The following is a 13,902-nucleotide window of genomic DNA, read 5'->3' as shown; positions in this document are numbered from 1 at the left end:
CATGAAGCCCCCCTCGAGATGAGATTTCCCATAGCGTCAAGCTAGTAAGATCCCTGAAAGATGATCAGGTTGATAGGTCAGAGGTGGAAGCGTGGTGACATGTGGAGCTGACTGATACTAATCGATCGAGGACTTAACCAAATTATTGGTGTTACTCGGCAGCACTTCTTCATGCATTATCTAGTTTTGAAGGAATGAATTTTCTTCAAACCAAATAGTCTGGTGGCGATAGCGAGAAGGTCACACCCGTTCCCATACCGAACACGGAAGTTAAGCTTCTCAGCGCCGATGGTAGTTGGGGGCTGTCCCCCTGTGAGAGTAGGACGCTGCCGGGCAATAGAAAGAGCACCCTTCAGGTGCTCTTTTTTTGGTTTGACAAGTTAAAAGATGAGAATAAATGAAGTATCGATTGATCGGAAGCACTAAAACGGTGCTTTTTTTTGTTTTTAGCTATTTTTGTTGATTAAATATCTCTTAACACTATAAAAGGTCTCATTAAAAAGAAAATTGCTTAATAATACATCTTTACTTTTAGCATATCTCGATAGTTTTTTCGATATATCGGTCAGAATTCCATTTTATCGGTCACTTTTTCGATATATCGGTCAGATTTTCATTTTATCGGTCATTTTTTTCATATATCGGTCAGTTGGCTTTATGGCGCCCTTTTGAGGCTCCCTTTCTTTTCTATTAGAAAACTCGTAAGTTGTGTCAAATTTAATTAAAATTTAAAGCAACCTAGTAAAATGTACTAATTTGTTTCTAAAATTGGTTTTTTTAATGGAGCTTAGCAATTTCGTCAATTATTCATATGTGAAATATTCAAATGAATCAATTTTTAGGCACAATTAGATCTCTGACAAAAAATTTCAAACAAAAAAACGCACCGGACAGCCGGTGCGTTCCTCTTTCCTTTTTTAAAACGGATATTCCCGCGGCTTGTTCTGTGTGGAGATCCATTGAAGTGTTGTGAATTCTTCCAGTGACCATTCGCCTCCGAAGCGGCCTAGTCCTGAATCTTTTTCGCCTCCGAATGCTACAAGCGGTTCGTCGTTGACGCTTTGGTCGTTTACATGGACCATACCGGTTTCCATTTGCTTGGCGATTTCTACACCTTTTTCAACTGAGCGGGTATGGACGGAGCCGCTTAATCCGTATGGTGTGTCATTTGCAACGCGGATAGCTTCTTCTTCACTGTCAACAGGGATGATCGTCACAACAGGTCCGAACATTTCGTTCTTAGCAGTAGCAACCTCATTTGTTCCAGTTAAGATCACAGGGCTCATCACGTTGCCGTCGATTTTGCCTTCCAATACTACCTCTGCACCCTGCTGGCGCGCTTCTTCAATCTGGCCAAGCAATCTGTCAATGGCTGCCCGATTAATTAATGGGCCGATCAGGGTATCCTTGTCGCGCGGATCTCCTACCTTAATGCTTTCTGCTTTATCCACAAAGCGTTTTACGAATTCATCATATACATTGCGGTGAACAATAATCCGGTTTAGTGACATGCAGATTTGCCCGTTATGCATGTACTTTCCGAATGCGGCTGCATTAACAGCTCTTTGAATATCTGCGTCTTCCAGGACGATAAGGGCATTGTTGCCGCCAAGTTCTAATACGGATTTTTTAATATTCCTGCCGCAAAGCTCCCCAATGTGGCGGCCTACATCTGTCGAGCCGGTGAAAGAGATCATCCGCGGAATTGGATGTTCAACAAATGAATCCCCGATTTCTCCAATGTCTGCCACAACAACATTGAATACACCTTTAGGAACTCCGGCCTCCTCAAAGATTTTGCCCAGGATTGTTCCGCCGCTCATAGCCGTTTTTTCATCCGGTTTAAGGACGACTCCATTTCCGACTGCCAGAGCAGGAGCCACCGAACGCATGGCAAGGTACATAGGGAAGTTGAATGGCCCGATGACGCCTACTACACCTAAAGGTTTACGGTAAACTCTGTTTTCTTTGCCTGGTACAAGTGAAGGTACCATTGTTCCATCCATCCTAAGAGGGAAGGAAGCAGCCTCGCGCGTAATAGCAATGCAGAAATCTACCTCCACGTTTGCTTTTAAATGGGAAGATCCGGACTCCAATACAAGAAGTTCGACAAGTTCATCACGCCGCTCATTCATAATGCGAACCGCATTTTCCATTATGGTTGAACGCTCAAAAGGATTGGTCTCGCTCCAAGCTTTTTGAGCCTGTTTTGCTGATTGATAAGCTTCACTTATATCTCCTGCACTGGCCATTTGAAACTCTGCCAGTGTTTCCCCGTTGAAAGGATTAGTGTCCTGATAAATTGTTTTGCCGGTTCCATCCCGCCATTCTCCATCTATATATTGCTTGTTTAAATTCTGTAATTTACTCATTATGTCACTCCTTAGCTGCTATTTTTAACAGTTTATTTAACTATTCCTTTCATGGACAGGAGCTAAACTTTATAATATTTGTTAATTGCTGAAGGAAGGAATCATAGTCGTTTCATTCCTCTTGAAAAAGGATAACCTAACAGAAAAGCATCAGATTTGCAGAAAAAGGTTATCAAACCTTGAATTCTTTTGTACAATAGTGACTTAATGGGGAAAGGGTGGAGCAATAGCATTCTTAATACACCCTTAAAGGAGGATATGGCAATGCTGGAAAACAGTTTTATTATGGTCGCCATTATATTGATCATTAATATTGTATATGTATCTTTTTTTACGATCAGGATGATTCTGACGCTGAAAGGACAGCGATACCTTGCAGCTTTTATAAGTACAATCGAAGTTGTCATCTATGTAATTGGTTTGGGTCTTGTACTGGATAATCTTAATGAGATACAGAATTTGATTGCCTATGCAGTAGGGTATGGAATTGGTGTTATTGTTGGAATGAAGATTGAAGAGAAGTTGGCGCTTGGCTATATTACGGTGAATGTGATTACCAAGGAATATGACCGGGATTTGCCCAAGGCATTAAGGGATAAAGGATATGGTGTAACAAACTGGGCTGCCAACGGGTTGGAAGGCGACCGGATGGCTCTGCAGATTTTGACGCCAAGAAAATATGAGCTGAAGCTTTATCAAACGATTAAAGAGTTGGACCCAAAGGCTTTTATTATCGCTTATGAGCCAAAAACCATTCATGGCGGCTTCTGGGTGAAATCTGTTAAGAGAGGAAAGTTATCCCAATGAGCAAAGGCAAGAGCAAAAAGGTTTTTGAAGTTCAGGAAAATGAAACAATCGACCAATGTCTGGCGCGTATCCAAAAAGCAGGGTATATGCCTGTAAGAAGAACGGAAAAGCCTATTTTTAAAGAGGTCAAGAAAGGCGGAAAAGTCGATTATGAACCGGCAGGCCGCCAAATTGTTTTTGAAGCGAAACTGGTTGATGAGTAAAACACGAACATTAATTGTCTGACTTTTAGTATTGTTCGATTTTTCGGTTGACATAGTATCAGGCAAGTTGTTAATATGGTGGTAGTTAATAAAACGTGAATAACCCCTCGTATAATAATGGGAATAGGGCCCATGAGTTTCTACCCGGCAACCGTAAATTGCCGGACTATGAGGGAAAGCTGATATGCCCGGCGTGATAAAGGAATGGTTCCTGCTGCAATTAGGTATATTCCTTTTATTATGGTTAATTTTGGCCCGGACAGATTACTTTCTCTCATAAGAGAAGGAATCTGTGCGGGTTTTTTATATTTACTGATTTGGAGGAGAAAGAATGAACGTACAAGCAGCAGTCATTATGGGGAGCAAATCAGATTGGGAAACAATGAAGCACGCTTGCGATATTCTGGAAGAGCTTGAAATCCCTTTTGAAAAAAAGGTGGTCTCAGCGCATCGTACTCCGGATCTTATGTTTGAATTTGCCGAGCAGGCAAGAGATAAAGGCATAAAGGTGATTATTGCTGGTGCAGGGGGAGCAGCTCACCTGCCGGGAATGGTAGCCGCGAAAACGACCCTTCCGGTTATCGGAGTTCCAGTCCAATCGAAAGCTCTGAATGGGCTGGATTCATTGTTATCCATAGTGCAAATGCCTGGCGGAGTTCCTGTCGCGACCGTTGCGATTGGAAAGGCCGGTGCAACCAATGCAGGATTATTGGCAGCACAAATCCTTGGAGCATTTGATAAGCAAATTGCAGAACGCCTGGAACATAGAAGAGAAAAAATAAAACAGGAAGTTTTAGAAAGCAGTGATGAACTTGTCTAATAAAACGATTTTGCCTGGACAAACGATCGGAATTATTGGCGGCGGCCAGCTTGGGAGAATGATGGCTCTCGCTGCCAAAGCACAGGGTTTTAGAATCGCGGTATTGGATCCGACTGAAAACTCGCCTTGCGGACAGGTTGCAGATATTGAAATCACTGGGGAGTTTGACAGCTTGGACGCTATAAAAGAACTGGCAGAAGTCAGCGATGTTGTAACCTATGAATTTGAAAATATCAATGCTGAAGCGCTGGATTGGTTGTGTGCCCATGCATATGTACCACAGGGCAGTGAGGTTTTGGAAATCACCCAGGACCGGACGAAAGAGAAGGCGGCCATTCAAAAAGCGGGCTGTGAGGTTGCACCATACGCGGTCATCACAACAGCAAAAGACATTTATGATAATATAGAAAAGCTTGGCTATCCATCGGTAATAAAGACTTCCAGAGGCGGGTACGACGGCAAAGGGCAGCTAGTCATAAAAAGCGAGCAGGATTTAACAGATGCTGAACAGCTTCTGGAAAGAGGCGTATGTGTTCTTGAAAAATGGATTCCTTTTGAAAAAGAAATCTCAGTGATCATCTGCAGAAGCGTCTCAGGAGAAACAGCTGTTTTTCCGGTAGGGGAAAACATTCATAAAGAAAATATTCTGCATCAGACAATTGTGCCTGCCATTGTTACAGAGGCTGCTGAGGAAAAGGCAATTAAAGCAGCAAACCAGCTTGCAGAAGCATTGGGGTTAATCGGTACGCTTGCTGTTGAAATGTTTTTGACAAAGGACGGGCAGGTTTATATAAACGAGCTTGCGCCGCGTCCGCATAATTCAGGGCATTATTCCATTGAAGCCTGTGAGACCTCCCAGTTTGAGCAGCATATCAGGGCGGTTTGCAATTGGCAGCTTGGCAGCACAGAGCTATTAAAACCGGCTGTTATGGTAAACATACTAGGAGAGCATCAGGAGCCTTTGCTAAAGAAAATACCTGAACTGAATGACTGGAAGATTCATTTGTACGGAAAAAAGGATGCCAAATATAAACGCAAGATGGGCCATGTCACGCTTTTGCGGAATTCAGCGGAAGAAGCGCTTGAAGAAGCAGAAAAAAGCGGCATCTGGGCCGATGTGAAGGAAAAGATCGGAGGATAAAACATGATTGAACGTTATACGAGACCAGAAATGGGCGCTATTTGGACAGAGGAGAACCGCTTTCAGGCTTGGCTTGAGGTTGAAATTCTCGCTTGTGAAGCGTGGGCGGAATTAGGCGACATTCCGAAAGAGGATGTCCAAAAAATACGTGAAAATGCTTCATTTGATATCAACCGCATTAAAGAAATCGAAGAAGAAACAAGGCATGACGTAGTTGCTTTTACGCGTGCAGTTTCTGAAACACTTGGCGAGGAGCGCAAATGGGTTCATTACGGGCTTACATCAACTGATGTGGTCGATACGGCGCTTTCTTATTTAATCAAGCAGGCGAATGATATCCTTCTTAAAGACTTGGAACGCTTTGTCGAAATCCTGAAAAATAAAGCTCAAGAACATAAGAATACTGTTATGATGGGCCGTACGCATGGGGTACATGCAGAGCCAACTACTTTCGGCTTAAAGCTTGCCCTTTGGTATGAAGAAATGAAACGAAATCTTGAACGCTTTAAAGAAGCAGCTGCTGGTGTGGAGTTCGGCAAAATTTCCGGTGCGGTTGGAACATATGCAAACATCGATCCATTCGTTGAGAAATATGTATGCGAAAAACTTGGCCTGCAGCCTGCGCCAATTTCTACCCAAACACTTCAGCGTGACCGTCACGCCCACTATATGGGTGCGATTGCTCTTGTTGCTACATCAATTGAAAAATTCGCAACGGAAATCCGCGGCCTTCAAAAAAGTGAAACGCGTGAAGTAGAGGAATTTTTTGCAAAAGGCCAAAAAGGATCTTCAGCTATGCCGCACAAGCGCAACCCGATCGGTTCTGAAAATATGACAGGAATGGCTAGAGTAATCCGCGGCTATATGATGACTGCCTATGAAAATGTTTCCCTATGGCACGAGCGCGATATTTCCCACTCTTCGGCTGAAAGAATCATCATTCCGGACGCAACTATTGCGTTGAATTATATGCTGAACCGTTTTGGCAACATTGTTAAAAATTTAACTGTTTTCCCTGAAAACATGAAACGCAATATGGACCGTACACTCGGGCTAATCTACTCCCAGCGTGTACTTCTGGCGTTGATCGATAAAGGTATGACGCGTGAAGAAGCATATGACACAGTCCAGCCGCGTGCAATGGAAGCTTGGGAGAAACAGGTGCAATTCCGCAGCCTAATCGAGCAGGACGAAACGATTGCATCAAAGCTTTCCGTAGCTGAAATTGATGACTGCTTTGATTATAACTACCACATCAAGCATGTGGACACAATTTTTGACCGTTTAGGTTTGTAAAAAAATAGGAGGTAAAGAGCAGTCTTTACCTCTTTCTTATCGGGAAAATTCCTAATTTTCTTATAAAAATGTCTAGCTCCAGCGCCTATGGCTCGAGGGTTCGCCCCTGACCAAGGCACTTGCGCTTTTCAAATAAGGGAGGCTCACCACTGTGGAAAAAGGAACATTGTTATACGAAGGCAAAGCCAAAAAGGTATACAGAACAAACGATGAAAACATCGTGTGGATTGAATATAAAGATTCAGCAACAGCTTTTAATGGTGAGAAAAAGGCAAGCATCAGCGGCAAGGGCCGTCTGAATAACGAGATTACGAGTTTGTTATTTTCAAAGCTTCAGGAGCTGGGAATTGAATCCCACTATATTGAAAAACTTTCAGAGACAGAGCAGCTTGTGAAAAAGGTGGATATCATTCCGCTCGAAACAGTGGTCCGCAACCTTGCAGCAGGGAGCTTTTCTAAGAGATTGGGAGTTGAAGAAGGGAAAGAATTGTCTAGACCGATTGTTGAGTTCTACTTCAAAGACGATGAACTCGGCGATCCGCTTTTGACAGAGGATCATATTGAAGTGCTGCAGCTTGCTGACAAGCAGGAAGTAGCCCTTTTAAAAGAAAAGGCGCTCCATGTAAATGCTATTTTAAGAGACTTTTTCAAAGAGCTGGGCATAAACCTGGTAGATTTTAAGCTTGAGTTCGGGAAAGATCCTTCTGGCGATATAATGCTGGCTGATGAGATTTCGCCTGATACTTGCAGACTATGGGATATGGAAACAAATGAAAAGCTGGATAAAGATGTTTTCCGAAGAGATCTTGGCAATTTAACAGATGCCTATGAAAATATTTTAGCGAGACTGGGAGGCCAAACAGTATGTACAAAGTAAAAGTTTTCGTCACATTAAGAGAAAGTGTTTTAGATCCTCAGGGAACAGTTGTGAAAAATTCACTTCATTCCATGAACTATAGTGAAGTATCTGATGTACGCATCGGTAAATACATGGAGCTGACGATTGAAAAGAGCGATCGCCCGGTTGAAGAGGCAGTGAAGGAAATGTGCGAACGTCTTTTGGCCAATGTTGTAATTGAAGATTACCGCTTTGAAATTGAGGAGGCTGTTGCCCAGTGAAGTTCGCAGTCATCGTATTTCCAGGATCCAATTGTGACATCGATATGTACCATGCAGTAAAGGATGAGCTTGGAGCGGAAGCCGAATATGTCTGGCATGACGCGAAAAGCTTGGATGAGTATGACGGAATCCTTCTCCCCGGCGGGTTTTCATACGGCGATTACCTTCGTTCCGGTGCAGTTGCACGCTTCAGCAATGTCATGAAAGAAGTAGTGAAGGCGGCTGAGGCTGGCAAACCGGTTTTGGGCGTATGCAACGGGTTTCAAATTTTATTGGAGGCAGGCCTTTTGCCAGGGGCGATGAGAAGAAACGATAGCCTTAAATTCATCTGCCGTTCCGTTGAATTAAAGGTCGCCAACAACGGGACCATGTTTTCGTCTTCTTATGAAAAAAATGAAGTTATTCAGATTCCAATTGCCCATGGCGAAGGTAACTATTATTGTGATGAAGCTACTTTGGCGAAATTACAGGAAAATAATCAGATCGTTTTTACCTATAACGGAACCAATCCTAATGGCAGCCTGGAAAATATCGCTGGCATTATCAATGAAAATGGAAATGTTCTCGGCATGATGCCGCACCCTGAGAGAGCTGTTGATGAGCTTTTAGGGGGAGCAGATGGCTTGAAACTTTTTCAATCAATCGTAAAACAATGGAGGGAAGCACATGTCGTTAATGCTTGAGCCAAGTCCGGAACAGTTAAAGGCACAGAAGGTATACAAAGAAATGGGTTTGTCTGACGAAGAATTTGCGATGATTGAAAAGATTATCGGGCGTTTGCCAAATTATACAGAAATAGGCTTGTTTTCAGTCATGTGGTCCGAGCATTGCAGCTATAAAAACTCAAAGCCCGTTTTAAGCAAGTTCCCGACAACAGGAGAGAAAGTACTTCAAGGACCAGGGGAAGGAGCTGGAATTGTTGATATCGGTGATGGGCAAGCAGTTGTTTTTAAAATTGAAAGCCACAACCATCCTTCTGCAATCGAGCCTTACCAAGGGGCTGCAACAGGTGTCGGCGGGATTATCCGCGATGTATTTTCAATGGGCGCAAGACCGGTTGCGCTCCTCAACTCTTTACGCTTTGGAGAATTGGATTCTCCTCGTGTTCGGTACCTTTTTAAAGAAGTAGTCGCTGGAATAGCCGGTTACGGAAATTGCATCGGCATTCCAACAGTAGGCGGCGAAGTGCAGTTCGATCCTTCATATGAGGGAAATCCGCTTGTAAACGCCATGTGTGTCGGTTTGATTGACCATAAGGATATTAAAAAAGGCCAGGCGCACGGCGTCGGCAACACGGTTATGTATGTCGGAGCTAAAACAGGCCGTGATGGAATCCACGGCGCTACTTTCGCATCTGAAGAACTGACAGATCAATCAGAAGCAAAACGCCCGGCAGTACAAGTTGGCGACCCGTTCATGGAAAAGCTTCTGCTAGAAGCATGCCTTGAATTGGTCCAATCCGATGCCCTTGTCGGCATTCAGGATATGGGAGCTGCCGGCCTGACAAGCTCATCAGCTGAGATGGCAAGTAAAGCTGGTTCGGGAATCGAGATGAACCTAGACCTTGTTCCACAAAGGGAAACGGGTATGACAGCTTATGAAATGATGCTTTCTGAATCACAGGAAAGAATGCTGATCGTTGTGAAAAAAGGACGCGAACAGGAGATCGTCGATTTATTTTCCAAGTATGGCCTTGAAGCTGTGTCCGTCGGCAAAGTAACCGATGATAAAATGCTTCGCCTCACCCATCAGGGAGAAGTAGTGGCAGAACTTCCGGTTGATGCACTTGCAGAGGATGCACCGGTCTACCATAAGCCATCAAGTGAACCGGAATATTATCGTGAATTCCAGGCGATGGAAAATGAAATCCCGGCTGTTGAAGATTATAAAGAAACACTTGTGAAGCTGCTCCAGCAGCCTACGATTGCCAGCAAAGAGTGGGTTTATGATCAGTATGACTACATGGTCCGCACGAATACAGTTGTGGCGCCTGGGTCAGATGCTGCTGTTATCCGTATCCGCGGAACACGCAAAGGACTTGCAATGACGACAGACTGCAATTCCCGCTATATGTATCTGGATCCTGAAACAGGCGGCAAAATTGCTGTAGCTGAAGCAGCAAGAAATATTGTCTGCTCCGGCGGAGTACCTTTAGCCATCACTGACAACTTGAACTTCGGTAATCCGGAAAAGCCGGAAATCTTCTGGCAGATTGAAAAAGCGGCAGATGGAATCAGTGATGCTTGCCGTACATTAAATACACCAGTTATCGGCGGAAACGTCTCTCTATATAACGAAACAAATGGAACGGCGATTTATCCTACACCAGTCATTGGAATGGTCGGACTGGTAGAAGATATTGACCATGTAACTACACAATCTTTTAAAGCTGCGGGCGACCTAATTTATCTGGTAGGCGAAACAAAGGATGAATTCGGAGGCAGCGAGCTGCAGAAGATGGCATACGGCAAGATCTTTGGAAAAGCGCCTGAGCTTGATTTGGAAAAAGAAGAAAAGGTTCAGGCACAAATTTTAAAAGCGATCCGTTCAGGGCTTCTGGCATCAGCACATGATGTGGCAGAGGGCGGATTGGCAGTGGCAGCAGCAGAGAGCTTAATCGGTTCAAAAGGGCTTGGGGCGGAATTGAAAGTGTCAGGCAATACAACTTCTGCTTTATTTAGTGAATCCCAGTCCCGCTTCCTTCTTTCTGTTAAAAAAGAGAATCAGGAAGAGTTTGAAAGATTAGTAGATGCCAAGCTAATTGGTGAAGTGACTGAAGCATCAATACTATCCATTTCCAATGAAGAGGGCCTTGTACTTGCCGAACAGGTTGAAGTGCTGGAGCAGGCCTGGAAAGGAGCCATCCCATGCTTGCTGAAATAAGAGGGTTGAATGAAGAGTGCGGGGTTTTTGGTGTATGGGGACATCAGGATGCCTCCCAAATTACGTATTACGGACTTCATAGCCTTCAGCATCGCGGCCAGGAGGGGACGGGAATGGTCGTCACAGATGGCAAGAAGCTAAAAGGCATTAAAGGTGAAGGCCTTGTGACAGAAATTTTTACAGCTGACGCGATGAAGGAACTTGAAGGGAAAGCAGCAATCGGGCATGTCCGCTATGCGACTGCAGGCGGGGGCGGATATGAAAATGTCCAGCCTCTGCTGTTTAACTCCCAGAGCGGGAGCCTTGCGCTTTGCCACAACGGAAATCTAGTCAATGCGACTGCCTTAAAGCATCAGCTGGAAGGGCAGGGCAGCATTTTTCAAACAAGCTCGGATACAGAGGTTCTTGCTCACCTAATTAAGCGTGCGGGTTTCTCATCTTTAAAGGACCGTGTTAAAACCGCTTTATCCATGATTAAAGGAGCATATGCTTTTCTAATCATGACCGAAACTGAATTAATGGTTGCGCTTGATCCGAACGGCATGAGGCCGCTGTCACTCGGAAAAATCGGCGATGCCTATGCGGTTGCATCGGAAACCTGCGCTTTTGACGTTGTCGGCGCAGAATTTATCCGCGATATTTTGCCTGGAGAGCTCCTGATTATTGACGATAACGGTTTCCGTTCAGAGATGTTCGCAATGGCTTCCAACATTGCAATGTGCACAATGGAATATGTTTATTTTTCCCGCCCGGACAGCAATATCAATGGAATTAATGTCCATACAGCAAGGAAAAACCTTGGGAAGCAGCTGGCTCTTGAGGTTCCGATTGAAGGCGATGTTGTTACAGGAGTCCCGGATTCGAGCATCTCTGTTGCAATCGGTTATGCGGAAGCTTCCGGCATTCCATACGAATTGGGGCTGATCAAGAACCGCTATGTTGGCCGGACGTTTATCCAGCCATCCCAGTCATTAAGGGAGCAGGGTGTGAAAATGAAATTATCGCCGGTCCGCGGAGTTGTTGAAGGCAAAAGAGTCATCATGGTCGATGACTCCATCGTACGCGGAACAACAAGCAGACGGATTGTGAGCATGTTAAAAGAAGCAGGTGCAACAGAGGTGCATGTGCTGATCAGCTCACCGCCTATTAAAAATCCATGTTTCTATGGAATTGATACATCTACAAAAGAAGAATTGATTGCAGGCAACCACTCGGTTGAAGAAATAAGAGAAATTATTGGCGCAGATACGCTAACCTTTTTAAGTACAGAAGGCATGGTTAAAGCAATCGGCCGGAAAGACGGACAATGCCTGGCATGCTTTACAGGCCAATATCCGACGGAGATTTATCCTAGCACTTTGCATCCTTATGAAAAAGTGTAAAAGAACATTGGCCGATAAAATGCTATGTTTGGCCGATAAATACGAAGAACTGGCCGATAACTATTGATTTTTGGCCGTTAAAAGCACCATTTTGGCCGATAAGATACAAAATCGGCCTTTATTTTTCCAATATGAGGTGAAAAAGGAATGGCAAATGCATATAAACAGGCCGGAGTGGATATTGAAGCAGGCTATGAGGCTGTTTCACGCATGAAAAAGCATGTACAGAAGACTGTTCGTCCAGGTGTGCTTGGCAGCTTGGGCGGATTTGGCGGTATGTTTGATCTTTCGGTCCTCAATCTGAAGGAACCGGTTTTAGTATCAGGCACAGACGGAGTCGGCACGAAACTGATGCTCGCCTTTATGATGGATAAGCATGATACGATTGGCATTGATGCTGTTGCGATGTGCGTGAATGATATTGTCGTACAGGGAGCAGAGCCTCTATATTTCTTGGATTATATCGCATGCGGAAAAGCGGCGCCGGAAAGAATTGAAGCGATTGTTAAAGGGATTGCAGATGGCTGCGAGCAGGCAGGGTGCGGACTTGTAGGCGGGGAAACAGCTGAAATGCCGGGCATGTACAGCGAGAATGAATATGACCTTGCTGGATTTGCAGTCGGGGCATGTGAAAAGTCCAGCCTGATTAACGGTATGGATATTAAAACAGGGGATGTGCTGATCGGCCTTGCATCAAGCGGCATTCACAGCAATGGCTACTCTCTTGTCAGAAAACTATTTTTTGAAAAAGCGAATATGTCCTTAACTGATCATATAGAAGAATTAGGCTGCACATTGGGAGAAGAGCTGCTTCGCCCGACAAAGATATACGTAAAGCCGCTTTTAGCAGCCATGAAAAAGTTCGAGCTGAAGGGGATGGCGCATATCACCGGCGGCGGTTTTATCGAAAACATCCCGCGCATGCTTCCAGATGGGCTGGGTGCCCAGCTTGAAGAGAGAAACTGGGAAGTACCGCCTGTGTTCACAATGATGGAGAAAATCGGCGGACTCCAGCGCAAAGAAATGTACAATATTTTTAATATGGGAACAGGCATGGTCATCGCAGCTGATAAGGAAATCGCAGAAGAACTGATCGCCTTTTTTACTGAACTTGGGGAAAAAGCCTATTTAATGGGGACGGTAACGGATCAGGAAGGGATTGAAATTCTGTAAGTTGAATCGCTTAAGGAGGAAGTTATGAAAAAAATCGCAGTGTTTGCTTCCGGAAGCGGAACGAACTTTCAGGCTATCATTGATGCATCCAAACAAGGCGAACTGCAGGCTGATATTGTCCTTTTTGTATGTGACCGCCCGGGTGCCCATAGCATCGAACGTGCACAAAACGAACAGATTCCGCAGTTTGTTTTTTCAGCCAAAGATTATAAGGGCAAAGCGGAGTATGAAGGAGTCCTTTTGCAGAAGCTGAAGGAGAGCGGTGCTGAGTACATTATTCTCGCGGGCTATATGAGGCTGATTGGCCCGACCCTTCTAAAAGAGTATGAAGGCAGAATCATTAATATCCACCCATCGCTTCTGCCGGCTTTTCCAGGAAAAGACGCGATTGGCCAGGCGTTGTCAGCGGATGTAAAGGTCAGCGGTGTAACGGTCCACTTTGTGGATGAAGGCATGGATACGGGTCCGATTATTGCCCAGCAGTCTGTTGATATTGATGAGAATGAAACTAGGGAGAGTCTTCAGAACAAGATTCATGAAGTCGAGCATAAGCTTTATCCGGAGGTTTTACAGAAGCTTTTCTATGCTAAAATGATAAAGGGATAAAGGAAGTTGAATACCTAGATGCAATGTCACGTGCTTTTATAAAAAGGCTGTGTTAAAGCTTATTGTTGATTTTAGCATCATGTTGATTGGAAAGCACCTG

Annotated in this window: 13 protein-coding genes, 2 rRNA genes and 1 riboswitch; of the genes, 14 read left to right on the top strand and 1 reads right to left on the bottom strand. The window is 44.4% G+C overall.

From position 1 onward, the window contains the following. Together DFO73_RS27690 and rrf are read left to right on the top strand one after the other, a co-directional pair. Positions 1-141, top strand: a 23S ribosomal RNA gene (locus DFO73_RS27690); the annotation flags it as partial. Positions 142-218: 77 nt separating this feature from the next. Beyond that, positions 219-335: ribosomal RNA gene (gene rrf, locus DFO73_RS27685) — 5S ribosomal RNA — on the top strand. Between the two features lie 582 nt (positions 336-917). On the opposite strand, the gene DFO73_RS27680 is transcribed toward rrf, so the two are convergent. Next, entirely contained in the window at positions 918-2,372 is a 1,455-nt protein-coding gene (locus DFO73_RS27680) for an aldehyde dehydrogenase family protein (protein WP_110067873.1), read from the bottom strand. Between the two features lie 264 nt (positions 2,373-2,636). Between DFO73_RS27680 and DFO73_RS27675 the strand changes: the two genes are divergently transcribed. The 12 genes from DFO73_RS27675 to purN all read left to right on the top strand — a co-directional run bounded on the left by DFO73_RS27675 (position 2,637) and on the right by purN (position 13,802). Beyond that, positions 2,637-3,179 carry a DUF2179 domain-containing protein gene (locus DFO73_RS27675; RefSeq protein ID WP_053433027.1) on the top strand — a complete coding sequence of 181 codons (543 nt, stop codon included), beginning with the start codon at positions 2,637-2,639 and terminating at the stop codon, positions 3,177-3,179. After that, positions 3,176-3,382 (top strand): NETI motif-containing protein, encoded by a 207-nt coding sequence (locus DFO73_RS27670; RefSeq protein ID WP_110067872.1) that lies wholly within the window; start codon positions 3,176-3,178, stop codon positions 3,380-3,382. Before DFO73_RS27675 ends, DFO73_RS27670 begins: the two co-directional genes overlap by 4 nt. A gap of 87 nt (positions 3,383-3,469) precedes the next feature. Further along, positions 3,470-3,571, top strand: a riboswitch (purine riboswitch). Positions 3,572-3,713: 142 nt separating this feature from the next. After that, the gene (gene purE / locus DFO73_RS27665) at positions 3,714-4,202 is read left to right on the top strand and encodes a 5-(carboxyamino)imidazole ribonucleotide mutase (RefSeq protein ID WP_110067871.1); all 489 of its coding nucleotides are present in this window, start codon (positions 3,714-3,716) and stop codon (positions 4,200-4,202) included. Further along, a complete protein-coding gene (gene purK, locus DFO73_RS27660; protein ID WP_181396161.1) occupies positions 4,189-5,343 on the top strand; it encodes a 5-(carboxyamino)imidazole ribonucleotide synthase in 1,155 nt (384 codons plus the stop codon). Before purE ends, purK begins: the two co-directional genes overlap by 14 nt. Positions 5,344-5,346: 3 nt before the next feature. Further along, positions 5,347-6,639 carry an adenylosuccinate lyase gene (purB, locus tag DFO73_RS27655; RefSeq protein ID WP_110067870.1) on the top strand — a complete coding sequence of 431 codons (1,293 nt, stop codon included), beginning with the start codon at positions 5,347-5,349 and terminating at the stop codon, positions 6,637-6,639. A gap of 151 nt (positions 6,640-6,790) precedes the next feature. Next, positions 6,791-7,516, top strand: coding sequence for a phosphoribosylaminoimidazolesuccinocarboxamide synthase (gene purC / locus DFO73_RS27650; RefSeq protein ID WP_110067869.1), 726 nt, complete (start codon positions 6,791-6,793; stop codon positions 7,514-7,516). Further along, positions 7,504-7,758, top strand: coding sequence for a phosphoribosylformylglycinamidine synthase subunit PurS (gene purS, locus DFO73_RS27645; protein ID WP_110067868.1), 255 nt, complete (start codon positions 7,504-7,506; stop codon positions 7,756-7,758). Before purC ends, purS begins: the two co-directional genes overlap by 13 nt. Further along, the gene (gene purQ, locus DFO73_RS27640) at positions 7,755-8,441 is read left to right on the top strand and encodes a phosphoribosylformylglycinamidine synthase subunit PurQ (RefSeq protein WP_110067867.1); all 687 of its coding nucleotides are present in this window, start codon (positions 7,755-7,757) and stop codon (positions 8,439-8,441) included. Before purS ends, purQ begins: the two co-directional genes overlap by 4 nt. Then, positions 8,425-10,641 carry a phosphoribosylformylglycinamidine synthase subunit PurL gene (purL, locus tag DFO73_RS27635; RefSeq protein ID WP_110067866.1) on the top strand — a complete coding sequence of 739 codons (2,217 nt, stop codon included), beginning with the start codon at positions 8,425-8,427 and terminating at the stop codon, positions 10,639-10,641. Before purQ ends, purL begins: the two co-directional genes overlap by 17 nt. After that, the gene (gene purF / locus DFO73_RS27630; RefSeq protein WP_110067865.1) at positions 10,626-12,023 is read left to right on the top strand and encodes an amidophosphoribosyltransferase; all 1,398 of its coding nucleotides are present in this window, start codon (positions 10,626-10,628) and stop codon (positions 12,021-12,023) included. Before purL ends, purF begins: the two co-directional genes overlap by 16 nt. 147 nt (positions 12,024-12,170) lie before the next feature. Beyond that, the gene (purM, locus tag DFO73_RS27625) at positions 12,171-13,196 is read left to right on the top strand and encodes a phosphoribosylformylglycinamidine cyclo-ligase (RefSeq protein WP_110067864.1); all 1,026 of its coding nucleotides are present in this window, start codon (positions 12,171-12,173) and stop codon (positions 13,194-13,196) included. A gap of 24 nt (positions 13,197-13,220) precedes the next feature. After that, positions 13,221-13,802, top strand: coding sequence for a phosphoribosylglycinamide formyltransferase (gene purN, locus DFO73_RS27620; protein WP_110067863.1), 582 nt, complete (start codon positions 13,221-13,223; stop codon positions 13,800-13,802). Positions 13,803-13,902 lie beyond the last annotated feature (100 nt).

It is taken from the genome of Cytobacillus oceanisediminis (genome assembly GCF_003182355.1).
GTDB classification, from domain to species: domain Bacteria; phylum Bacillota; class Bacilli; order Bacillales; family Cytobacillaceae; genus Cytobacillus; species Cytobacillus oceanisediminis_A.
The sequence above is the reverse complement of the archived record's forward strand: the minus strand, read 5'-3'. Positions and strand labels throughout refer to the sequence as shown.